Annotated in this window: 22 protein-coding genes; 15 read left to right on the top strand and 7 right to left on the bottom strand. The window is 71.5% G+C overall.

The window, feature by feature from the left end:
- The gene (locus AMK26_RS07340) at positions 1 to 618 is read left to right on the top strand and encodes a CGNR zinc finger domain-containing protein (RefSeq protein WP_073753372.1); all 618 of its coding nucleotides are present in this window, start codon (positions 1 to 3) and stop codon (positions 616 to 618) included.
- Positions 618 to 1,034: an activator of HSP90 ATPase 1 family protein gene (locus AMK26_RS07345; RefSeq protein WP_073753374.1), complete on the top strand. Its 417-nt coding sequence runs from the start codon at positions 618 to 620 to the stop codon at positions 1,032 to 1,034. The genes AMK26_RS07340 and AMK26_RS07345 overlap by 1 nt, the downstream gene beginning before the upstream one ends.
- Here AMK26_RS07345 and rarD read toward each other — a convergent pair.
- The 6 genes from rarD to AMK26_RS07375 all read right to left on the bottom strand — a co-directional run bounded on the left by rarD (position 1,031) and on the right by AMK26_RS07375 (position 9,087).
- A complete protein-coding gene (gene rarD / locus AMK26_RS07350) occupies positions 1,031 to 2,035 on the bottom strand; it encodes an EamA family transporter RarD (RefSeq protein WP_073754703.1) in 1,005 nt (334 codons plus the stop codon). The two genes, AMK26_RS07345 and rarD, sit on opposite strands and share 4 nt — an antisense overlap.
- A gap of 294 nt (positions 2,036 to 2,329) precedes the next feature.
- Entirely contained in the window at positions 2,330 to 3,379 is a 1,050-nt protein-coding gene (locus AMK26_RS07355; protein ID WP_073753376.1) for a 2-oxoacid:ferredoxin oxidoreductase subunit beta, read from the bottom strand.
- Positions 3,372 to 5,342: a 2-oxoacid:acceptor oxidoreductase subunit alpha gene (locus AMK26_RS07360; RefSeq protein ID WP_073753378.1), complete on the bottom strand. Its 1,971-nt coding sequence runs from the start codon at positions 5,340 to 5,342 to the stop codon at positions 3,372 to 3,374. Before AMK26_RS07360 ends, AMK26_RS07355 begins: the two co-directional genes overlap by 8 nt.
- Positions 5,343 to 5,629: 287 nt before the next feature.
- A complete protein-coding gene (locus AMK26_RS07365) occupies positions 5,630 to 6,289 on the bottom strand; it encodes a response regulator transcription factor (protein ID WP_338015574.1) in 660 nt (219 codons plus the stop codon).
- Between the two features lie 194 nt (positions 6,290 to 6,483).
- Positions 6,484 to 7,797 (bottom strand): sensor histidine kinase, encoded by a 1,314-nt coding sequence (locus AMK26_RS07370; protein WP_073753380.1) that lies wholly within the window; start codon positions 7,795 to 7,797, stop codon positions 6,484 to 6,486.
- Positions 7,798 to 7,923: 126 nt separating this feature from the next.
- Complete coding sequence (locus AMK26_RS07375; protein WP_073753382.1) at positions 7,924 to 9,087, bottom strand: sensor histidine kinase; 1,164 nt, start codon at positions 9,085 to 9,087, stop codon at positions 7,924 to 7,926.
- Positions 9,088 to 9,268: 181 nt separating this feature from the next.
- Between AMK26_RS07375 and AMK26_RS07380 the strand changes: the two genes are divergently transcribed.
- From AMK26_RS07380 to AMK26_RS07440, 13 genes are all read left to right on the top strand, one after another.
- Entirely contained in the window at positions 9,269 to 9,679 is a 411-nt protein-coding gene (locus AMK26_RS07380; RefSeq protein ID WP_073753384.1) for an NADH-quinone oxidoreductase subunit A, read from the top strand.
- Complete coding sequence (locus AMK26_RS07385; RefSeq protein WP_073753386.1) at positions 9,670 to 10,248, top strand: NADH-quinone oxidoreductase subunit B; 579 nt, start codon at positions 9,670 to 9,672, stop codon at positions 10,246 to 10,248. The genes AMK26_RS07380 and AMK26_RS07385 overlap by 10 nt, the downstream gene beginning before the upstream one ends.
- Entirely contained in the window at positions 10,245 to 11,456 is a 1,212-nt protein-coding gene (locus AMK26_RS07390) for an NADH-quinone oxidoreductase subunit C (RefSeq protein ID WP_073753388.1), read from the top strand. Before AMK26_RS07385 ends, AMK26_RS07390 begins: the two co-directional genes overlap by 4 nt.
- The gene (locus tag AMK26_RS07395) at positions 11,453 to 12,421 is read left to right on the top strand and encodes a complex I subunit 1/NuoH family protein (protein ID WP_073753390.1); all 969 of its coding nucleotides are present in this window, start codon (positions 11,453 to 11,455) and stop codon (positions 12,419 to 12,421) included. The genes AMK26_RS07390 and AMK26_RS07395 overlap by 4 nt, the downstream gene beginning before the upstream one ends.
- 2 nt (positions 12,422 to 12,423) lie before the next feature.
- Entirely contained in the window at positions 12,424 to 13,050 is a 627-nt protein-coding gene (locus AMK26_RS07400) for a NuoI/complex I 23 kDa subunit family protein (RefSeq protein WP_073753392.1), read from the top strand.
- Complete coding sequence (locus AMK26_RS07405) at positions 13,047 to 13,598, top strand: NADH-quinone oxidoreductase subunit J family protein (protein ID WP_073753394.1); 552 nt, start codon at positions 13,047 to 13,049, stop codon at positions 13,596 to 13,598. The genes AMK26_RS07400 and AMK26_RS07405 overlap by 4 nt, the downstream gene beginning before the upstream one ends.
- Positions 13,598 to 13,993, top strand: a complete 396-nt coding sequence (gene nuoK, locus AMK26_RS07410; protein ID WP_073753396.1) for an NADH-quinone oxidoreductase subunit NuoK — start codon at positions 13,598 to 13,600, stop codon at positions 13,991 to 13,993. Before AMK26_RS07405 ends, nuoK begins: the two co-directional genes overlap by 1 nt.
- On the top strand, positions 13,990 to 15,981 hold the full coding sequence (locus AMK26_RS07415) for an NADH-quinone oxidoreductase subunit 5 family protein (protein WP_073753398.1): 1,992 nt from the start codon (positions 13,990 to 13,992) through the stop codon (positions 15,979 to 15,981). The genes nuoK and AMK26_RS07415 overlap by 4 nt, the downstream gene beginning before the upstream one ends.
- Before the next feature lie 3 nt (positions 15,982 to 15,984).
- Positions 15,985 to 17,562 (top strand): NADH-quinone oxidoreductase subunit M, encoded by a 1,578-nt coding sequence (locus tag AMK26_RS07420; RefSeq protein ID WP_073753400.1) that lies wholly within the window; start codon positions 15,985 to 15,987, stop codon positions 17,560 to 17,562.
- Positions 17,559 to 19,094 (top strand): NADH-quinone oxidoreductase subunit N, encoded by a 1,536-nt coding sequence (locus AMK26_RS07425; RefSeq protein WP_073753402.1) that lies wholly within the window; start codon positions 17,559 to 17,561, stop codon positions 19,092 to 19,094. Before AMK26_RS07420 ends, AMK26_RS07425 begins: the two co-directional genes overlap by 4 nt.
- Positions 19,095 to 19,131: 37 nt before the next feature.
- Positions 19,132 to 19,587 carry a large conductance mechanosensitive channel protein MscL gene (mscL, locus tag AMK26_RS07430; protein ID WP_073753404.1) on the top strand — a complete coding sequence of 152 codons (456 nt, stop codon included), beginning with the start codon at positions 19,132 to 19,134 and terminating at the stop codon, positions 19,585 to 19,587.
- A 155-nt stretch (positions 19,588 to 19,742) separates the two neighbouring features.
- Positions 19,743 to 20,606, top strand: a complete 864-nt coding sequence (gene htpX, locus AMK26_RS07435; protein WP_073753406.1) for a zinc metalloprotease HtpX — start codon at positions 19,743 to 19,745, stop codon at positions 20,604 to 20,606.
- Positions 20,603 to 20,995: a YccF domain-containing protein gene (locus tag AMK26_RS07440; RefSeq protein ID WP_073753408.1), complete on the top strand. Its 393-nt coding sequence runs from the start codon at positions 20,603 to 20,605 to the stop codon at positions 20,993 to 20,995. The genes htpX and AMK26_RS07440 overlap by 4 nt, the downstream gene beginning before the upstream one ends.
- Positions 20,996 to 21,111: 116 nt before the next feature.
- Here AMK26_RS07440 and AMK26_RS07445 read toward each other — a convergent pair whose 3' ends face one another.
- Positions 21,112 to 22,326, bottom strand: a complete 1,215-nt coding sequence (locus AMK26_RS07445; RefSeq protein ID WP_073753410.1) for an APC family permease — start codon at positions 22,324 to 22,326, stop codon at positions 21,112 to 21,114.
- Positions 22,327 to 22,338: the final 12 nt, after the last annotated feature.

Below are 22,338 nucleotides of genomic sequence, written 5' to 3' on the forward strand. Positions count from 1 at the left end.
GTGAGTGATTCCGCAACAGGTTTGACCCTGCACCCGCCGGATGGCGGATCGTTCCGCTTCGATCCGGGGGCGCTGTGCCTGGAGCTGCTGCTCACCGGCGGTCCCGGCCCGCTCGCCCGATTCGAGGTGCTCGACACGCCCGCCGGGCTCCTCGACTGGGTGGCGGCCAGCCGCCTCGCGCCGCCCGGCCTCCGGCTGCCGCCCGTCGGCGAGGCGGACCTCGCCGCGGTACGGGAGGTGCGGGACGCCCTGCACGGGCTCACCGCCGCCCGGGCGCACGACCGCGCCCTCGCGGCCGCCGATCTCGCCGTGGTGAACGCGGCGGCGGCCGGACCGCCGCTGGCCGTGCGCATGACGGCGGCCGGGCAGCGCGCGTGGGCGCCCGGCGCGAGCGTGGCCGGGCTGGTGTCGACCATCGCCCGGGACGCGATCGACCTGTTCACCGGCCCCTACGCGGCGGCCGGCCGGATCCGCGAGTGCGGTGCCCACGACTGCGCCCTGCTCTTCGTCGACACCTCCCGCCCCGGCCGCCGTCGCTGGTGCGCGATGGAACGGTGCGGCAACCGCCACAAGGTCCGCACCCACCGCGCCCGTACCCAGAGCGAAGGAGAAGGGTGATGTCCACTGGACCGACGGGACTGACCCGCGACGCGGGCTGGGAGATCGGCGTCTCGAAGACCCTGCCGCTGCCGGCCGACGCCGTCTGGAGCTTCATCGCGAGCCCGGAAGGTGTGGCGCTCTGGCTCGGCGGCGTGAAGGGCGGGCTGCCGACGGAGAAGGGCACGGCGTACGAGACGGCCGACGGCGTCACGGGCGAGGTGCGCGGGTACCGGCCCGGCGACCGTGTGCGCCTCACCTACGGCGGTACGACGGTTCAGGTCGCCGTTTCGGCGGCCGGCCCCGGGAAGGCCGTCCTCCGCTTCCACCAGGAACGCCTCGCGAGCGCGGAGGAACGCGAGCAGCGCCGTACGCACTGGCAGGGCGTCATGCGCCGGGTGGCCGAGGCGCTGGTGCCCGACGCGCCGCGGGCCTAGACCCTGGGCGCGTCCGCGCGCGGCTGGTCCAGGGACTGGTCCACCGGCCGCGCGACACCCCCGGCCGCGCAGGCCGCGCCGGCCGCCTCCGCCGCCCCGGCCGCGTCCGCCGCGCCAGCTGCCTCCGCCGCCAGGCGCAGTGCCGCCGCCTTCGCCCTCGTACGCCGCGACGTCCGCAGCGCGTCCCAGGTCAGGACCGTCAGGGCCAGCCAGACCAGCGAGAAGCCCGCCCACCGCTCGGGCGGCATGGCCTCGTTGAAGTAGACGACACCGAGCAGGAACTGGAACACCGGCGCCAGGTACTGCAGCAGCCCCAGCGTGGACAGCGGGACCCGGATCGCCGCCGCGCCGAAGCACACCAGCGGCGCGGCGGTGACCACGCCGGTCGCGGCGAGCAGCGCGGCGTGGCCCGCACCCTCCGTTCCGAAGTGGGCCGAGCCCTGGGAGCCCAGCCACAGCAGGAACGCGAGCGCCGGCAGGAACTGGACGGCCGTCTCCGCCGCCAGCGACTCCAGGCCCCCGATGTTGACCTTCTTCTTCACCAGGCCGTAGATGGCGAAGGAGAAGGCGAGGATCAGGGAGATCCACGGCGGCCGCCCGTACCCCACGGCCAGGACCACCACCGCCGCGAGGCCGGTGCCGACCGCCGCCCACTGCGCGGGGCGCAGCCGCTCCTGCAGCAGCAGGACGCCCATGGCGATGGTGACCAGCGGGTTGATGAAGTAGCCGAGGGAGGCTTCCACCACCTGGCCGGAGTTCACGGCCCAGATGTACAGGCCCCAGTTGACCGTGATCACTGCGGCGGCGACCGTGATCAGGCCGAGCTTGCGCGGCTGCCGCAGCAGCTCACGTATCCAGCCCCAGCGGCGCAGCGCGAGGAGCGCGACACCGACGACGGCCAGGGACCACACCATGCGGTGGGCCAGGATCTCGACGGCCCCGGCCGGCTTCAGCAGCGGCCAGAAGAGAGGCACGAGCCCCCACATGCCGTAGGCGCCCATGCCGTACAGGAGTCCTGCCCGCTGCTCGCCGCCGCTCTTCGCCGCCACTGGCCGCCGCCTTTCCGCCGCCCTGCCCTGTTCTGCACATGCCCTGCGGACGAAGGTAACGCCGGACGAGGCGGCATGTCATGCCCGTACTGCCATACGGTCATGACGCATACGTCACAGCCGGTGGAGCGCCTCGGCCACCGTGTCGGCGACCGCGCCGGAGCCGAGGCCGCAGCACGAGGCCCGGGCCTCCTGATGTCAGGGAGACCCGGGCCTTCGGTGGGCCGGCCGGTGGCGTGGTGGACGTCAGCCGATGACCGTCCAGGTGTCGTTGCCCGCCAGCAGGGCGGCCAGGTCGCCCTTGCCGTACTGCTCCACGGCCGTGTCGAGCTGGTCGGCCATCTGCGTGTCGTAGACGGGTCGTTCGACGGCCCGGAACACACCGATGGGCGTGTGGTGCAGCGTGTCCGGGTCGGCGAGCCGGGACAGGGCGAACGCCGTGGTGGGGCTCGCGCTGTGCGCGTCGTGGACGATGACCCGGCTTTCGTTCTCCGGCGTGACCGTGACGACCTTCAGGTCGCCGGTGTCCGCATCCCTGACGACACCCTTGCCGCCGTCAGGGCCGAAGCGGATCGGCTGCCCGTGCTCCAGGCGGATCACCGCCTCTTGTGCCTTCTCCTTGTCCTTCAGTACGTCGAAGGCGCCGTCGTTGAAGATGTTGCAGTTCTGGTAGATCTCCACCAACGCTGTGCCGGGGTGGTCGGCCGCCTGCCGCAGTACCTCGGTGAGGTGCTTGCGGTCGGAGTCGACGGTCCTGGCCACGAAGGACGCCTCCGCGCCGATGGCGAGGGAGACCGGGTTGAACGGCGCGTCGAGCGAGCCCATCGGCGTCGACTTGGTGATCTTGCCGACCTCGGAGGTCGGCGAGTACTGCCCCTTGGTCAGGCCGTAGATCCGGTTGTTGAACAGCAGGATCTTGAGGTTGACGTTGCGCCGCAGGGCGTGGATCAGGTGGTTGCCGCCGATGGACAGCGCGTCGCCGTCACCGGTGACGACCCAGACGGACAGGTCGGTGCGGGAGGAGGCCAGGCCGGTCGCGATCGCGGGGGCGCGGCCGTGGATCGAATGCATCCCGTACGTGTTCATGTAGTACGGGAAGCGGGAGGAGCAGCCGATACCGGAGACGAAGACGATGTTCTCCTTCGCCAGGCCGAGCTCGGGCATGAACCCCTGCACGGCGGCGAGGATCGCATAGTCACCGCAACCGGGGCACCAGCGCACTTCCTGGTCGGACTTGAAGTCCTTCATGGACTGCTTGGCCTCGGCCTTGGGCACCAGCTTCAGCGCCTCATTCATGGATGGCCTCCTTGAGAGCCTCTGCGAGCTGCTCGGCCTTGAACGGCATGCCGTTCACCTGGTTGTAGCTCTGCGCGTCCACCAGATATTTCGCCCGGATGAGAGTGGCGAGCTGGCCCAGGTTCATCTCCGGCACGACGACCTTGTCGTACCGCTTCAGCACATCCCCGAGGTTCCTGGGGAACGGATTGAGGTGGCGCAGATGGGCCTGGGCGATGGACTCGCCTGCCGCGCGCAGCCGCCGCACGGCCGCCGTGATCGGCCCGTACGTCGAGCCCCAGCCCAGCACCAGGGTGCGGGCGGCGGCGCTCGGGTCGTCGACCTCCAGGTCGGGGACGTCGATGCCGTCGACCTTGGCCTGGCGGGTGCGGACCATGAAGTCGTGGTTGGCCGGGTCGTAGGAGATGTTGCCCGTGCCGTCCTGCTTCTCGATGCCGCCGATGCGGTGCTCCAGCCCCGGCGTGCCGGGCAGGGCCCACGGGCGGGCCAGGGTCCGCGGGTCGCGCTTGTACGGCCAGAAGACCTCGGTGCCGTCGTCCAGGGTGTGGTTCGGCCCGGTGGCGAACCGCACCCCCAGGTCGGGCAGCTCGTCCAGGTCCGGGATGCGCCACGGCTCGGAGCCGTTGGCGAGGTAGCCGTCGGAGAGCAGGAAGACCGGGGTGCGGTAGGTGAGCGCGATACGCGCCGCCTCCAGCGCCGCGTCGAAGCAGTCCGCCGGCGTCCTCGGCGCCACCACCGGCACCGGGGCCTCACCATTGCGCCCGTACATCGCCTGGAGCAGGTCCGCCTGCTCGGTCTTGGTCGGCAGACCGGTCGACGGGCCGCCGCGCTGGATGTCGACGATCAGCAGCGGCAGCTCCAGCGAGACCGCGAGCCCGATCGTCTCGGACTTCAGCGCCACACCCGGTCCGGAGGTGGTGGTGACCGCCAGGGACCCGCCGAAGGCGGCGCCCAGCGCGGCACCGATACCGGCAATCTCGTCCTCCGCCTGGAACGTCCGCACGCCGAAGTTCTTGTGCTTGGACAACTCGTGCAGGATGTCGGACGCCGGGGTGATCGGGTACGAGCCGAGATACAGCGGCAGGTCCGCTTGCCTCGACGCGGTGATCAGACCGTAGGCCAGGGCCAGGTTCCCGGAGATGTTGCGGTAGGTGCCGGCCGGGAACGCCTTCGTGGCGGGGGCGACCTCGTAGGAGACGGCGAAGTCCTCGGTGGTCTCGCCGAAGTTCCAGCCCGCGCGGAACGCGGCCACATTCGCCTCGGCGATCTGCGGCTTCTTGGCGAACTTCTGCCGCAGGAACGTCTCCGTGCCCTCGGTGGGCCGGTGGTACATCCAGCTCAGCAGCCCGAGCGCGAACATGTTCTTGGAACGCTCGGCCTCCTTGCGGGACAGGCCGAAGTCCTTGAGCGCCTCGATCGTCAGCGTCGTCAGCGGCACCGGGTGGACCCGGTACCCGTCCAGCGAGCCGTCCTCCAGGGGCGAGGTCTCGTAGCCGACCTTCGCCATGGCCCGCTTGGCGAACTCGTCGGTGTTGACGATGATCTCGCTGCCGCGCGGCACATCACCGATGTTGGCCTTCAGCGCGGCGGGGTTCATCGCGACCAGCACGTTGGGCGCGTCGCCCGGCGTGAGGATGTCGTGGTCGGCGAAGTGCAGCTGGAACGACGAGACACCCGGCAGGGTGCCGGCGGGGGCCCGGATCTCGGCCGGGAAGTTCGGCAGGGTCGACAGGTCGTTCCCGAACGACGCCGTCTCCGACGTGAAACGGTCACCCGTCAGCTGCATACCGTCGCCCGAGTCACCCGCGAAACGGATGATCACACGGTCCAGGCGGCGTACTTCCTTCTCCACACCACGCTGTCCGGGGCCGCCACGCTGCTCCCCGACGACAGCCTCGCCGGCCTTGTTGGTCTCATCGGACCCGTCGGCCTGATCGGCTGGGCTACTGACCTGGCTGGTCACTGAACTGGACCTCCCTCGAGACAAGGGGCCTCCCCGCCGTCGGCGGGGGAACGCTCGGGAGACAGCCGGCCCACCGGCCGCCCCAAGGCCCACCCTACGTCCGTAAGGGTCGCCTTCCCTGGACCGCTCACCATGTGGACGCCATTCTGAGACGTCCGTACGCCCGGACTCATCATGCTTTGTCTCCCCCCACGTACTCCGGTAACGACGCTCCCGACTCATCCTTTGGTTCTAGGCCGTGCGGCAGGTCCCGCAGCGGGCCGTGCCGGCCCCGGGGGCCCCGCACGTCAGCTGTTCAGGTAGGTCAGCACGGCGAGTACCCGTCGATGATCCCCGTCGCTCGGCGACAGTCCGAGCTTCAGGAAGATGTTGCTGACGTGCTTCTCCACCGCACCTTCGCTCACCATCAGCCGGCGCGCGATCGCCGAGTTGGTCCTGCCCTCGGCCATCAGACCTAGGACCTCCCGCTCACGCGGTGTCAGCCCCGCCAGCACGTCCTGCTTCCGGCTGCGGCCCAGCAGCTGGGCCACGACCTCCGGGTCCAGCGCGGTGCCGCCCCGGGAGACCCCCACCACCGCCTCCACGAACTCCCGCACCTCGGCGACCCGGTCCTTCAGCAGGTACCCCACCCCACGGCTGCTGCCGGCCAGCAGCTCGGTGGCATACCGCTCCTCCACGTACTGCGACAGCACCAGCACCCCGAGGCCGGGATACCGCTTGCGCAGCTGCACCGCCGCCCGCACGCCCTCGTCGGTGTGGGTCGGCGGCATCCGTACGTCCGCGACCACCACATCGGGCAGCTGCCCCTCGTCCGCCAGTTCGCCCACCGTCTTCACCAGCGCCTCACCGTCCCCGACGCCGGCGACGACGTCGTGCCCCCGGTCGGTCAGCAGCCGGGTCAGACCCTCCCGAAGGAGCACGGAATCCTCCGCGATGACCACTCGCACCCTGTCGTTCACCACGAGCCCGCATCCCCCATGAATCGATGTGCACCACGCGATTCCCGCGTCTGCGCCCAGCATCCCAGCATCCGGATCCGCTCGGGCTGGTCTGTGGACAACTCGCGGACGGGGGTCCGCCGCGGCCGATCGGGCCGGAAGGGTGGGGCAGGTGCGGCAGTAACTGCCGGAGGAACGCGGGGTCAGCCCCGCCAGGGCAGCTCCGCGGTGATCGTCGTCGGGCCACCGGCCGGCGAATGCACGGCGAGGATGCCGTCCACCGCGTCCAGCCGCTCGGTCAGCCCCGCCAGGCCGCTGCCGGCCGATATGTCGGCCCCGCCGCGACCGTTGTCCGTCACCTGGAGCATCAGCCTGTCCTCCACTCGCCATACGTCGACCGTGGCACGGCTCGCTCGGGAGTGCTTGGAGACGTTCTGGAGCAACTCCGAGACGGTGAAGTAGGCGATGCCCTCTATCGCCGGGGCGGGCCGCGTCGGCAGGTCCACGTCCACCTCGACCGGGACGGTGCAGCGGGAGGCGACGGCGGACAGGGCGGCGTCCAGTCCCCGGTCGGTCAGGACGGCCGGGTGGATGCCGCGCGCCAGGTCCCGCAGCTCCTGCAGCGCGGTCTTCACCTCGCCGTGCGCCTCGTCGACCATGCGCGCCGCGGCCTGCGGGTCCTCGGTCATCTTCTCCTTCGCCAGGCCCAGGTCCATGGCGAGCGCCACCAGCCGGGCCTGGGCGCCGTCGTGCAGGTCCCGCTCGATCCGGCGCAGGTCCGCCGCCGCCGTGTCGACGACCACGCCCCGGTCCGACTCCAGCTCCGACACCCTGGTCGCCAGCCGGGACGGGCTCAGCAGGCCGGTCACCAGCAGCCGGTCCACCGCCGCCAGCGCCCGGACGACCCACGGCGTGACGAGCACGAAGAACAGGCCGAACAAGCTGGTGACGGCGATCTCCACGGGCGAGTCCAGGTAGAAGTCGTGTGTCCCGTCCCCGTACAGCTGAAGACCGTCCACCCCCGCGTACACCGGGAACACCCACCGCCACAGCGGATAGGTCAGCAGACCCCAGCCGTACGTCCAGAAGACCACCGCGACGGAGAAGGCGAAGACCGCCCATGGCATGTGCAGCACCGCGTAGAGGAAGTGCCGCCAGGACTCGCCGCTCTTCAGGACGCCGCCCACCCAGCCCATCAGCCCGCCCGCTGACCGGCTCCGCACCGGCGAGGGATCGGCGATCTCCACCCCCAGCAGGCCGCGCGCCCGCGCCCGCTCCACCATGCCGAAACCACGGCACATGGCGAGGGCGGCGGCGAGCACCGGAATGCCGAGGAAGGTGACGACCAGACCGGCGCCGAGCGACACCATGGCTATGGACAAGGCGAAGTAGAAGACGCTCAGCGGAAGGCCGATCAGGAGGTAGCCGAACTCGCGCCACGTGCGGGCCTCGAAGGGCGCCCGCAGCGCCGCGGGAAGGCGGTGGTGCCGGGTCTCCGGTCCATAAGCCAGGGCCATCGGTCGTCCGTCCATTTCTCGTCGTCGCCGCGTGCCGTATCCGCGCCGGCCGCGTGGTCACCGCGTGTGCGTTGTCTCAAGACTGCTGGCCCGGGCGGACGCGCACCATGAGGCCCGTATCCGTCTTCAACCGGGGGTTATCCCTACCTGGCGGGGGTGCGCCGTGGCCCGGCGGCGCCAGGGCAGCTCGGCGGTGACCGTCGTCGGCCCGCCGACCGGCGACTCCAGGACGAACAGGCCGTCCACCGCTCCCAGCCGCTCCGCCAGGCCCGCCATGCCCGTGCCCCCGTCGAGCCGGGCGCCCCCGAGCCCGTCGTCGGTCACCTGGATCAGCAACCGGTCGTCCGACCGCCACACATCCACCGCGGCGGTGCGCGCCCGCGAGTGCTTCGAGACGTTCTGGAGCAGCTCCGAGACGGTGAAGTAGGCGATGCCCTCTATCGCCGGGGCGGGCCGCTCCGCCAGGTCGACGCTCACCGTGACCGGGACGGTGCAGCGGGAGGCGACGGCGGACAGTGCGGCGTCCAGTCCCCGGTCGGTCAGGACGGCCGGGTGGATGCCGCGCGCCAGGTCCCGCAGCTCCTGCAGGGCGAGCTTCACCTCGCCGTGCGCCTCGTCGACCATGGCCGCGGCCGCCTCCGGGTCCTCCAGCAACTTCTCCTTCGCCAGTCCGAGCCCCATGGCGAGCGCCACCAGCCGGGCCTGGGCACCGTCGTGCAGGTCCCGCTCGATCCGACGCAGGTCCGCCGCGGCCGTGTCGACGACCACGCCCCGGTCCGACTCCAGCTCCGCGATCCGCCGCTCCAGTTCGTCGGACGGCGACAGCAGACCCCGCACCATCGCCCGGTCGGCGCCGGCCAGCCCCCGGGCGAGGTACGGGAGCACCGGCCACAGCACCACCAGGCCCACCAGGGTCACGGTGAACGTCAGCACCCCCCACGGCAGCCGTATGAACCCGTACAGCACCGTCCGCCACGCCACCGGGTCCTTCAGCACCGTCCACAGCCAGGGGAAGAAACCGCCGCCCGGCCTGTGCGGCAGTGCGCTCGGCTCATCGACGCGTATGCCGAGCAGCGCCCGCGCCCTCGCCCGCTCCGCCCGGCCCAGCCACCGCGCCCCCGCCAGACCCGCCGCGAGCAGCGGCAGCCCGACGACGGTCACCGACAGCCCCGCGCCCACGGACACCACGACCACCACGTAGACGAAACCGATCAGGGCGATCGGGAGGTTGGCCAGAAGGTGGGCGACTTCCTTCCATACATGCCGGTCGAATGCGATGCGTGCGGTCATGCGGACCAGCCTGCCGGGCCCGGCCGGCGCACGCCATGGGGCTCGTGGGAGGAGGGGAAGTAGGGCTAACCCCACCTGAAGTGCGGCACGGCTGATTACCCGCGCTTTGCCAGGGCCTAGACTCCCGTGCGTACAGATCGCATAAGCATCGCCGCGAGGACAGGGAGCGAGGGACACGGACGTGCCGGAACCGACCGTACGCACCGTACCGACCGTACTCGCCGTCGACTATTTCCAGAGCTATTCGGTCGTCGGCCTGCTCGCCCTGATCGGCGTGCTGTTCGTCGCCGTGGCCTTCGCGGCCGGGCGGCTGCTGCGGCCCGTCGTGCCGACGCCGGAGAAGCTGCTGACGTACGAGTGCGGCGTCGACCCGGTGGGCGAGGGCTGGGCCCACACGCAGGTCCGCTACTACGTCTACGCTTTTCTGTACGTCATCTTCGCGGTGGACTCGATCTTCCTCTTCCCCTGGGCGACCGTCTTCGCCGCACCCGGTTACGGCGCCACGACGCTGGTCGAGATGTTCATCTTCCTCGGCTTCCTGGCCGTAGGACTGCTCTACGCGTACAAGAAGGGCGTCCTGACATGGACGTGACCCCTGTCGATCTTCCCGAGCCGAAGAGGCTCGGAGCCCTCGCCCGGCTCGCCCCCGAGCCGATGAAGGTGGTCCTGAACTGGGGCCGCCGCTACAGCCTGTGGGTCTTCAACTTCGGGCTCGCCTGCTGCGCGATCGAGTTCATCGCCGCGTCGATGGCCCGGCACGACTTCATCCGGCTCGGCGTGATCCCGTTCGCGCCCGGACCGCGCCAGGCGGACCTCATGGTCGTGTCGGGCACGGTCACGGACAAGATGGCGCCCGCGGTGAAGCGGCTGTACGAGCAGATGCCCGAGCCCAAGTACGTCATCTCCTTCGGCGCCTGCTCCAACTGCGGCGGCCCGTACTGGGACTCGTACTCCGTGACCAAGGGCGTCGACCAGATCATCCCGGTCGACGTGTACGTACCCGGCTGCCCGCCGCGGCCGGAGGCGCTGCTCCAGGGCATCCTCAAGCTCCAGGAGAAGATCGCCCGCGAGTCGCTGGGTGAGCGGTACGGCCACGGGCGCTCGTCGTCGGTCGGCCAGCTGCGCAGCGGCCTGGTGACCCCTCCGGGAGGTACGGCGTGACCGCGTACGACCGACTCCCCGAATCCGTCACCGAGATCTTCGGCGAGGGCGCCACGGCCGAGCAGGCGTACGAACTGCTGACCGTCGACGTCCCCGTCGCCTCCTGGATCGCCGCGCTGGAGACCGCCCGGGACGAGCTGGGCTGCACCTACTTCGACTGGCTGAGCGCGGTCGACGAGCCCGGCACCGGCTTCCGCGTCTGCGCCCATGTCGTCGCCCTGGGCGGCGGCCGGGTGCGGCGGCTCCTGCTGCGTACGACCGTGCCGCACGACGCGCCCGCCCTGCCGAGCGCCATCGGCGTCTACGCGGGCGCCGGCTGGCACGAGCGCGAGACGTACGAGATGTTCGGCATCCGCTTCGAGGACCACCCGAACCTGGTCCACCTCCTGCTCCCCGAGAACTTCGAGGGCAACCCGCTGCGCAAGGACTTCGTCCTGGCCGCCCGCGTGGCCAAGGCGTGGCCTGGCGCCAAGGAGCCGGGCGAGTCCGAGCACGGCGGGCCCAAGCGGCGCCAGATGCTGCCGCCGGGCGTCCCCGACCCGAACGACTGGGGCCCCCTGAAGGGCCAGCTCCCCCCTGCCCCGGCCCGCCCGGCCCGCGCCGCGCGCCCCGCCGGCGACCGCCCGGTCCGGCGCACGCGCACGGCGGGCGAGGGCTCCGCAAGCCAGGCGGCACCGGAACCGGCCGTGACGGAGGCGGCCGCGACGGAGGCGGCCCCGCCGCGCCGCACGCGCAGCGCCTCGGAAGGCTCCGCGAGCCAGCCGGCCGCCCCGGCCGGCCCGCGCCGCACGCGCAGCGCGAGTGCGGGCTCGGCGAGTCAGCGCGGCACGGAACCCGCGACGGAGACGTCCCCGACGCCACCGCCCCGTACCCGCAGCACGGACGCCCCCTGGAACAACCCGCGCCCCGCCTTCGACGACACCTCCGCCCCGGCCCCGGAGACGGCCACCCCGCCGTCCCCCGAGCCGCAGGCCGTACCGGAGCCGGAAGCCGCACCCGAGCCGGACACGCTCCCCACGCCCGCGTCGCCGAAAGCCGCACCCGAGCCCGAGGCGGCCCCGGGCGCCGGCCCTGAAGTCGTGCCCGAGCCCGAGGCGGCCCCGGGCGCCGGCCCTGCGGCCGTGCCCGGCCCTGAAGCCGCGCCCGAGACCGACGACACCGCACCCGCACCCGAAACACGACGAACGAACAACGAAGGAGACGCGTGAACGACGTACTCGACGTCGCCTTCCGGCTGCTCGTCGTCTTCGCCGTATTCCTGGTCCTGCCCCTGGTGATCGGCCAGACCGAGCACAAGGTCATGGCGCATATGCAGGGCCGCCTCGGCCCCATGTACGCCGGTGGGTTCCACGGCTGGGCCCAGCTCGTCGCCGACGGCGTGAAGTTCGCGCAGAAGGAAGACGTGGTCCCGGCCAACGCCGACCGCCGCATCTTCCAGCTCGCCCCCGCCGTCGCCCTCCTCCCGTACCTCCTCGTCCTGGTCGCCATCCCGATCGGCCCGAGCGAAGGAGCCGTCGGCGAGGTCGTCGACGCGGGCATCTTCTTCGTGCTCGCCGTCATGGGCGTGGGCGTGCTCGGCTCGCTGATGGCCGGTTGGGCGTCCGCCAACAAGTTCTCCCTCCTCGGGGGCTTGCGCACCGCCGCTCAGCTCCTCGCGTACGAGCTGCCCATGCTGCTCGCCGCCGCGTCCGTCGCGATGGCGGCCGGGACGGTCTCCCTCCCCGGCATCGTCAACGCCTTCGAGTGGTGGTGGCTGCCCTGGCAGATCGTCGGCGCACTCGTCTTCTTCATCGCCGGCCTCGCCGAACTCCAGCGCCCGCCGTTCGACATGCCGGTCGCCGACTCGGAGATCATCTTCGGCGCGTACACCGAGTACACCGGCCTGCGCTTCGCGCTGTTCCTGCTCGCGGAGTACGCCGGCATCGTCGTCCTGTGCGGTCTGACCACCGTCCTGTTCCTCGGCGGCTGGCACGGCCCCTTCGGGGCCGAGGGCCTCGGCTGGGTGTGGACCCTGCTCAAGACGGCCGTGCTCGCCTTCATCGTGATCTGGCTGCGCGTGAGCTACCCGCGGCTGCGTGAGGACCAGCTGCAGAAGCTCGCCTGGACCACCCTCGTCCCGCTCGCCCTCGCCCAGATCGCCCTCACCGGCATCGTCAAGGTGGTGAATTCCTGACCATGGCCCCCATCCCAGGTTCCGGCCTCGCCAAGGGCTTGGCCGTCACCCTCCGCACGATGACGAAGAAGAGCCACACCGCGCAGTACCCCGACGCCCAGCCCGAACTCCCACCCCGCACGCGCGGCGTGATCGGACTGTTCGAGGAGAACTGCACGGTCTGCATGCTCTGCGCCCGCGAGTGCCCCGACTGGTGCATCTACATCGACTCCCACAAGGAGACGATCCCCGCCGCGACCCCCGGTGGCCGCGAGCGCAGCCGCAACGTCCTGGACCGGTTCGCGATCGACTTCGCCCTGTGCATGTACTGCGGTATCTGCATCGAGGTGTGTCCTTTCGACGCGCTGTTCTGGTCACCGGAGTTCGAGTACGCGGAGACGGACATCCACGACCTCACCCACGAGCGGGACAAGCTCCGCGAGTGGATGTGGACGGTCCCCGAACCACCCGCCCTCGACCCCGGTGCCGAGGAGCCCAAGGAGATCGCCGCCGCCCGAAAGGCCGCGGAGAAGCTCGCCGCCGCCCAAGCCGCCCCGGCTGTCGAAGCCGCCCCGGCCGCCGAGGCGGACGCGGCGCACACCGCCGGCGCCGACCAGCCGCAGCGCCCGGCCGAGGGAGGAACCGCGTGACGCTCGCCGCCACCAACGGCTTCCTGTCTCCCACCGGCGTCGAGATCGCCTTCCTCCTCGTCGGCATCGTCACCCTCGGCGCCGCCGTCGTCACGGTCACCACCAAGCAACTGGTGCACGCCGCCCTGTGGCTGGTCGTGGCGCTCGGCGGGATCGCCGTCGAGTACCTCCTCCTCACGGCGGAGTTCATCGCCTGGGTCCAGGTCCTGATCTACGTCGGTTCCGTCGTCGTCCTCCTCCTCTTCGGTCTGATGCTCACCAAGGCGCCCATCGGCCGCTCACCCGACGCCGACTCCGGCAACCGCCCGGCCGCCCTCGCGGTCGCGGCCGCCGCCGCGGCCGCGCTCATCTGGGTGGTCGTGGACGCGTTCCGCACCACCTGGATCGACCTCGACGGACCGGCCCAGGGCTCCACCAAGGTGTCGGGCTCGATCCTCTTCCGGCACTGGGTGCTGCCCTTCGAGGCGCTCTCCGTCCTCCTCCTGGCCGCGCTCGTCGGCGCGATCGTCCTGTCCCGCAAGGGCCGCGAGCGGGAGGGCGACAACTGATGCACCTCGCCTATCCGGCGGTCCTCGCCGTCCTGCTCTTCTGCACCGGCCTGTACGGGGTGCTCGCCCGCCGCAACGCGATCCTGGTCCTGATGTCCGTCGAGCTGATGCTCAACGCCGTCAACCTCAACCTCGTCGCCTTCGACGTGTGGCTGCGCGACGCCCTGCACGCCGGCCAGGCGCTGACCCTCTTCACCATCGCCATCGCCGCCGCCGAGATCGGCATCGGTCTGGCGATCGTCCTGATGGTCTACCGCAACCGCGGCACCTCGGACATCGACAAGCTCCGCGACAACGCCGAGACCGCGACCGCCGACGACACCGCAGGTACCGGCGACACCGCAGGCACCGACGAGACCGCGGGCCCCGACGAGAAGGCTGAGGCCACCGCGTGACCACCACGACCCTCGCCGTCCTCGTCCCCCTCCTTCCGTTCCTCGGCGCCCTCACCGGACTGCTCCTCGGCCGCACCGCCCCCGGCTTCGTGCGCCCGCTGGCCGTCCTTCCGACGCTGGCCGCCCTCGTGCTCGCCGTGCTCGTCGCCGTACGCCAGGGCGGCGGCAAGGCGATCGACGCGGCTACCCAGCTCACCCCGACCGGCTCGGTACCGATCGACCTCGCCCTGCACCTGGACGGCTTCGCCGCCCTGACCGCCGTCCTGGTCGGCGTCGTCGCCTCGTGCGTGCAGATCTACTCGACGGGCTACCTCCGCGACGACCCGCGCTACCCCTCGTACGCGGCGCTCGTCTCCCTGTTCACCTCCGCGATGCTGCTCGTCGTCTACTCCGGCGACCTGATGGTGCTGCTGGTCGGCTGGGAGATCATGGGCATCTGCTCGTACTTCCTCGTCGGCCACTACTGGGAGACGCCCGAGGCGCGCGCAGCCTCCCTCAAGGCCTTCCTGGTCACCAAGCTCGGCGACGTCCCCTTCCTGATCGGTCTGTTCGCGCTGGCCGCCGACGCCGGCACGTTCCGGATCACCGGGATCCTCGGTGCCGTCGCCGCAGGCGGCATCGACCACCCCACCCTGATCGCGCTGCTCCTGCTCGCGGGCGTGGCCGGCAAGTCCGCCCAGTTCCCGCTGCACACCTGGCTCCCGGACGCCATGGCCGGCCCGACGCCGGTCTCCGCGCTGATCCACGCCGCGACGATGGTCGCCGCCGGTGTGTACTTCGTGGCCCGGCTCCTTCCCGTCTTCGCCGCCTCCGCGGCCGCCATGACCGTGCTCGCCGTGATGGCCGCGGTCACGATGGTCGGCTCCGGACTCGCCGCCCTCGCGCAGGACGACATCAAGCGGGTGCTCGCCTACTCGACCATCGGCCAGCTCGGCTACATGTCGGGCGCCCTTGCCGTCGGTGACCGGGGCGCCGCCGTCTTCCACCTCCTGTCGCACGGCGCCTTCAAGGCGCTGCTGTTCCTCGCCGCCGGCGTGATCATCCACGCCGCCGGTACGAACTCGCTGGCCGCCATGTCCCGCATGCGGGGTCTGGCCGCCCGCATCCCCGACGCGTACTGGACGATGACGGTCGCCCTGCTCGCGCTCGCCGCGATCCCGCCGTTCGCCGGCTTCTTCTCCAAGGAAGCCGTCCTCGTGGCCGCCGAGCACACCGCCCTCGGCGACCGGACGGTCGCCCCGGCCGGGGCGGGCTGGATCGTCCTCGTGTCCGGTCTGCTCACCGCCCTCCTCACCGCCGCGTACGCGACACGTCTGTGGCTGCTGGCCTTCCGTGGCCGGGGTGCCGAAGCCCCCCAGCACGGCAGGCAGCCGATCGCCATGAACGCCGTCCTGTGGGTGCTCGCGATCCCCTCCCTCGCCTTCGGCCTGAGCGTCGGAGTGCTCGGCGACTGGTTCGACGGCCACGCGCTGACCCCCACCGTCACCACGGCCGTGCTCGGCACGGGGATCGCCCTCGTCGGCGGGCTCGTCACGTACGGCGCCTGGCGGCACACCACGGCCCTGGCGGCCCGTACGCCGCTCGGCGCGGTCGCCGCCCACCCCGAGGCCGAACCCGCCGTCTCCGAGGCCGAGGCGATCACCACGCACACCCCCGCCTACGGCGACATCGCCGCGGCCCCCGACCCCGCCGACCCCGGACGCCTGCTGCTCGGCCCACTGCACCGCCACGCCGCCGCCGGCTTCCATGTCGACGCCGTCTACTCCGCCCTCTTCGTACGCCCCGTCAGGGCGGCGGCCTCACTCGTCAGCTTCCTCGACCGCGAGGTCGTCGAGACGTACGTACGCGGAGCGGGCAGCGGCACGAACCTGCTCGGGTGGGCCGTCCGGCGCGCCCAGACGGGCAACGTGCAGACCTACCTCAGCGCCCTGCTCGCCGGCTCCGTCGTCCTGGCGATCGCCGCCGTCCTCGTCGCCGCCGGAGCGTGAGCCGTGATCGATATCAGCGAATCCGTGATGCAGTTCCTCCTCGCGTTCATCGTCGTCGGCCCGCTCATCGGCGCCGCGGCGGCCCTCCTCCCGGCGCCACCCGGGCTGAAGGGGAAGTCCCCGGACCAGGCCGTGCTCCGCCACGGTGTGACCGTCACCGGTGCGATCCTCGCGGCCGCGGTCGTCCTCACGCTCGGCTTCGACCACGACCAGCCGTCGAAGATGCAGGCCACGACGGACATCAGCTGGATCCCGGCGCTCGACGTGCGGATCCACCTCGGCATCGACGGCATTTCCCTCCCCCTCCTGGTCCTGACCGCGCTGCTGACCTTCCTCTGCGCGCTCTACACCTACTTCAAGATGCCCGCGGGCCCCTCCCCGAAGGCATTCGTCGCCCTGCTGCTGGTCCTCGAGTCCGGCACGCTGGCGACCTTCGCCGTCCTCGATCTGCTGCTGTTCTTCCTGGCCTTCGAGATGGTGCTCATCCCGATGTACTTCCTCATCGCCCGCTGGGGCGGCGAGGGACGCCAGCCGGCCGCCTGGCGGTTCATCCTCTACACGCTGCTCGGTTCGGTCGTCATGCTGCTCGGCCTCCTGCTCGTCGGGCTGAAGGCCGGCACCTTCGACATGGTGGCACTCGCCACTGACAACGGCCGCGACATCACCACATCCGTGCAGGTCATCGCGGTTCTCGCGATCGGGATCGGGCTCGCCGTGAAGACCCCGATGTGGCCGCTGCACAGCTGGCTGCCGGACGCCCACACCGCCGCGCCGACCGTCGGCTCGGTGCTCCTCGCCGGTGTCCTGCTGAAGATGGGTACGTACGGATTCGTCCGGATCGTCCTGCCGATCACGCCCGACGGCATGCACATCCTCGCGCCCTACCTCGCCGCGTTCGCCACCGCCGGCATCATCTACGGGTCGCTCGCCTGCCTCTCCCTCGCCCGCACCGGCGCGAAGGGCGACCTCAAGCGCCTGATCGCGTACTCCTCCGTGGGCCACATGGGCTTCGTCCTCCTCGGCATCGCGACCATGACGCCCACCGGCGTCAACGGCGCGCTCTTCGCCAACATCGCCCACGGCCTCATCACCGGCCTGCTGTTCTTCCTGGTCGGCGCGATCAAGGACCGGTACGGCACGGCCGACCTCGACACCCTCGCCGGAGCCACCGGCGCCGCCCTCTACGGCCGCGCGCCCCGCCTCGGCGGCCTCCTCGCGTTCGCCGCCGTCGCCTCGCTCGGACTGCCCGGCCTCGCCGGATTCTGGGGCGAGATGCTCGCCCTGTTCGGCGCGTTCCAGCCGGCCGAGGGCCTCAGCCGCCCCGCCTTCCTCACCTTCATGGCCGTCGGCGCGTTCGGCACGCTGCTCACCGCCGCGTACCTCCTCGTCGTCGTACGCCGCGTCTGCATGGGCGCCAGGCCCGCCGCCGACCAGCCGCCGCTCGCCGACATCCAGACGTACGAAGTCGCCGCCTGGTCGCCGCTGGCCGTCCTCACGGTCGTCGCCGGCCTCTGGCCCGCGGTCCTCCTCGGCCTCACCGACCCGGCCGTGCAGAAGCTCCTCGCAGGAGGCAAGTCGTGACCCTCGCAGCCACGAGCGCCACGAGCGCCACGAGCGCGGCCGACCTCGTCCAGTCGGTCGACTGGGCCGCCATCGCGCCGCCCACCATCGCCGCCGTCGTCGGTCTGCTCGTGCTCGTCGCCGACCTCTTCGTACCGAAGGAGCGCAAGCAGCTCCTCGGCTGGGGCGCGATCGCCGGACTCGTCGCCGCGATCCTCACCCTCCTGCCGCTGCGCAAGGGCGACCGGAACACCTTCTGCCTGACCACCGACGCCGACGCGTGCAGCTACACCGCCGACCACTTCACCCTGGTCATCCAGTTCCTGGTGCTCGGAGGCGCGCTCCTGACGGCCCTGCTGTCGCTGCACGACACCGAGGAGAGGCTTCCGGCGGGAGAGTTCTGGTTCCTGCTGCTCTCCTCGGCCGCCGGTGCCGCGCTGCTGCCCGCCTCCCGGGACCTGGCGACGCTGGTCGTCGCCCTGGAGGTCGCCTCGCTGCCCGCCTTCGCGCTCGTCGGTCTCAAGCGGGGCGACCGCATGTCCGGCGAGGCGGCGCTGAAGTTCTTCCTCTCCTCCGTCACCGCCACCGCCGTGATGCTCCTCGGCGTGAGCTTCGTGTACGCCACGACCGGCACCCTGCACCTCACCGAGATCGCCCAGAACCTGGACGACGTCCCGGCGCGGCTGGAGAACCTCGCCAAGGCGGGTGTCGCCCTCACTCTCGTCGGCTTCGCCTTCAAGACGGCCGCCGTGCCGTTCCACTTCTGGGTCCCCGACACCTACGTCGGGGCGCCGCTGCCCATCGCCGCCTACCTCTCGGTCGTCGGCAAGGCCGTCGGCTTCACCGGCCTCATCCTGGTGACCGTCATCGCCTTCCCGACGTACGCGGACGTGTGGGGCCCGGCCCTCGCGGTGCTCGCCGCGCTCACCATGACCGCCGGCAACGTCGCCGCCCTCCGGCAGGTCCCCACGCGCGCGTGGAGCGCGGTACGGCTGCTGGCGTGGTCCTCGGTGGCCCAGGCGGGCTACCTCCTGGTGCCGATCGCGTCCGCCGCCTACTCCGGCGACGACCAGATCGGCGCCACGGTCGCGTACGCCCTGATGTACGCCGTCGTGAACCTCGGCGCCTTCGCGGTCGCCGCCCTGGTCGCCCGTACGCACCCGCTGAACCGGATCTCCGACTACCGGGGCCTGTACGCCACCCGGCCGGCGGCCGCGCTGGTCATGGGCTTCTTCCTGCTCTGCCTGGCCGGCCTGCCACCGGGCATCATCGGCCTCTTCGCGAAGGTCACGGTCTTCTCGGCGGCGGTCGACGCCGGCCTGGGCTGGCTCGCCGTCGTCATGGGCGTCAACGTCGTCATCGCCCTCTACTACTACCTGCAGTGGACGGCGGTACTGTTCCGCGCACCCGAGGGCGCACCCGAGGGCGCCCCCGTCAGGGAGCCCGCGCCCATGCCCGTCACCGTGGCCATCGTCGTGACGGCCGCCGCCGGCGTGGTGCTGTCGGGCTACCCCGAGCTGGTGCTGCGCTTCGCCGGCGACACTCTCTTCTGACCCCCGCAGCCCCCACGCATTTTCTAGGAGCACGGCCGTGCTGAACGGTTTCAAGGACTTCATCCTCCGTGGAAACGTCATCTCCATGGCGATCGGCCTGGCCGTCGGCGCGGCCTTCACGGCGGTCGTCACCGCCTTCAGCAACGCCTTCATCACCCCGCTCATCGGCCTCGCGACCGGCACCGTCGGAGACTTCAGCCACTCCTCTTTCGTGGTCAGCGACACCAAGTTCCCCTACGGCCTGTTCATCAGCGCCGCCCTCGCGTTCGTGATCACCGCCGCCGTGCTCTACTTCTGCGTCGTCGTCCCGATGATGAAGATCCAGACCCGCTTCAAGCGCGACGAGCCCTTCGACATCAAGGCCGCCGTACGGGACTGCCCGCGCTGCTTCACCGAGATCCCGGCCGTCGCCAGCCGCTGCGCCCACTGCACCAGCGAGGTGGAACCGGTCCAGGAGGCCCTGCGGAAGGCCGGACTGCCCGCCCCGCGCTGAGGCACCCGAGTCACCCGGACGGCCCACACCCCGCTCCCGGCGCACAAGGGAACCCGCCATGCCCGCCTGGCGTTGACCAGTACGGGAGGGTCCACTGAACAGTGGACCAGCACCAGGCAAAGGGTTCCCCTGCCGCACCATTTGGAGGGCGTACCGTGCACCGCCGGCACAACGGGCTGAAGACCGCCGTACTCCTCGGGGGACTGTCCGCACTCATCATCCTGATCGGCAGCTTCTTCGGCCGTACGGGTCTCGTCGTGGCGCTCCTCGTGGCCCTCGGCACCAACGCCTACGCGTACTGGAACAGCGACAAGCTCGCGCTGCGCGCCATGCGGGCCCGCCCCGTCAGCGAGTTCCAGGCGCCGCAGCTGTACCGGATGGTCAGGGAGCTGTCCACGCAGGCTCGCCAGCCGATGCCCCGCCTCTACATCTCGCCGACTCAGGCCCCCAACGCCTTCGCGACCGGCCGCAATCCGCGCAACGCCGCTGTGTGCTGCACCGAGGGGATCCTCCAGCTCCTCGACGAGCGCGAACTGCGCGGCGTCATCGGCCACGAACTGAGCCACGTCTACAACCGGGACATCCTGATCTCGTCGGTCGCCGGGGCCCTCGCCTCGGTGATCATGTTCCTGGTGAACTTCGCCTGGCTCATCCCGGTCGGCCGCTCCGATGACGACGACGGTCCGGGCCTGGTCGGCATGCTGCTGATCATGCTGCTGGGCCCGCTGGCCGCATCGGTGATCCAGCTGGCCATCAGCCGCTCGCGGGAGTACGAGGCGGACGCCTCCGGCGCGCAGCTCACCGGCGACCCGCTCGCCCTGGCCAGCGCGCTGCGCAAGCTCGAGGCGGGCACAAAGAGGCTCCCACTGCCGCCCGAGCCCAGGATCGAGACGGCCAGCCACATGATGATCGCGAACCCGTTCCGCCCCGGTCAGGGGTTCGCCAAGATGTTCTCGACCCACCCGCCGATGGCGGAACGCATCGCCCGACTCGAACAGATGGCAGGTCGCCGCCCATGAAAGCAATCCTCAACCTCATATGGCTGATCTTCGGTGGCTTCTGGTTGTTCCTCGGCTACATGGTCGCGGGCCTGCTGCTCTGCATCACCGTCATCGGCATCCCCTTCGGCCTGGCCGCCTTCCGCGTCGGCCTCTACGCCCTGTGGCCCTTCGGGCAGACCGTCGTCGACCGCCGTGACGCGGGCGCGGCGTCCTGCCTCGGCAACGTGCTGTGGCTGGTCCTCGCCGGCTGGTGGCTGGCGCTCGGGCACGTCCTCACCGGCATCGCCCTGTGCGTCACCATCATCGGCATCCCGCTGGGCATCGCGAACTTCAAGCTCATCCCGGTCTCCCTGCTGCCGCTGGGCAAGGAGATCGTCCCGAGCGACCGGCCCTTCGCCACCCGTTGAGCCACGGCCCCGCCCTGTCAGTGCCGTGGTGCACCATGAACACATGACCGAGGACGAGCAGGTGCCGGGCCGGGTCGCGGCCGAGGCGCGCACCCGAATATGACGCGTGCGGCGCGCTAGCCGCGCCGCACCGCGTACATCACCGCACCCGCCGCCAGCACCGCCGTGCCCGCCAGGACCGACGACAGGGGCAGGGCGAACGCGAGCGCCAGGCAGCCCGCCAGCCCGGTCGCCGCGAGGACGCGCCCCGAACCGAGCGTCCACGCCGAAGCGTTGGCGATCGCGTAGTACACCAGCACCCCGAACGACGAGAAGCCGATCGCCCCACGCACGTCCGCCGTCGCCGCCACCACCGCGACGACCAGCCCCACCGCCAGCTCCGCGTGGTGCGGCACCTGGAAGCGCGGGTGCACGGCGGCGAGCGTGCGCGGCAGGTGACCGTCGCGCGCCATCGCCAGCGTCGTACGGGACACCCCGAGGATCAGCGCCAGCAGTGAACCCAGCGCGGCCACCGCCGCGCCCACCCGCACCACCGGTACCAGCCAGCCCGCACCCGCCGCTCGCGCCGCGTCCGCGAGCGGAGCCACCGAGTCGCCCAACTCGCGCGCGCCCAGCACCGACAGGACGGAGACCGCCACACCCGCGTACACGACCAGCGCGATGCCCAGTGCCAGCGGGACCGCCCGGGGGATGGTCCGCGCCGGATCCCGCACCTCCTCGCCCAGCGTGGCGATCCGCGCGTACCCGGCGAACGCGAAGAACAGCAGCCCCGCCGCCTGCAACACCCCGCCCGCCGACGCGTCCCCGGCCGGTTCCAGCCGCCCGAACTCCACCGCACCCGACCCGAGACAGGAGACGATCACCGCGACCAGGACCGCCAGCACCCCCGCCACGATGACGCGCGTGAGCAGCGCCGACTTCTGAACGCCCCCGTAGTTCACGGCGGTCAGCGCCACCACCGCCGCGACCGCCACCGCGTGCGCCTGCTCCGGCCACACGTACGACCCGACCGCGAGCGCCATCGCCGCGCACGAGGCGGTCTTGCCGACCACGAAACCCCAGCCCGCGAGGTAACCCCAGAAAGGACCCAGCCGTTCGCGCCCGTACACATACGTGCCGCCCGACGCCGGATAGCGGGCGGCCAGCCGCGCCGACGCCATGGCGTTGCAGTACGCGACCGCCCCCGCCAGCGCCAGCCCCAGCAGCAGTCCGCTCCCGGCCGCCCCGGCCGCCGGCCCGAGCGCCACGAAGATCCCGGCTCCGACCATCGAGCCCAGCCCGATGACGACCGCGTCGAAGACGCCCAGCGACCGCCGCAGCTCCTGTGTCATGCGTCGCACCCT

Source organism: Streptomyces sp. CB03234 (assembly GCF_001905885.1).
Lineage (GTDB): Bacteria > Actinomycetota > Actinomycetes > Streptomycetales > Streptomycetaceae > Streptomyces.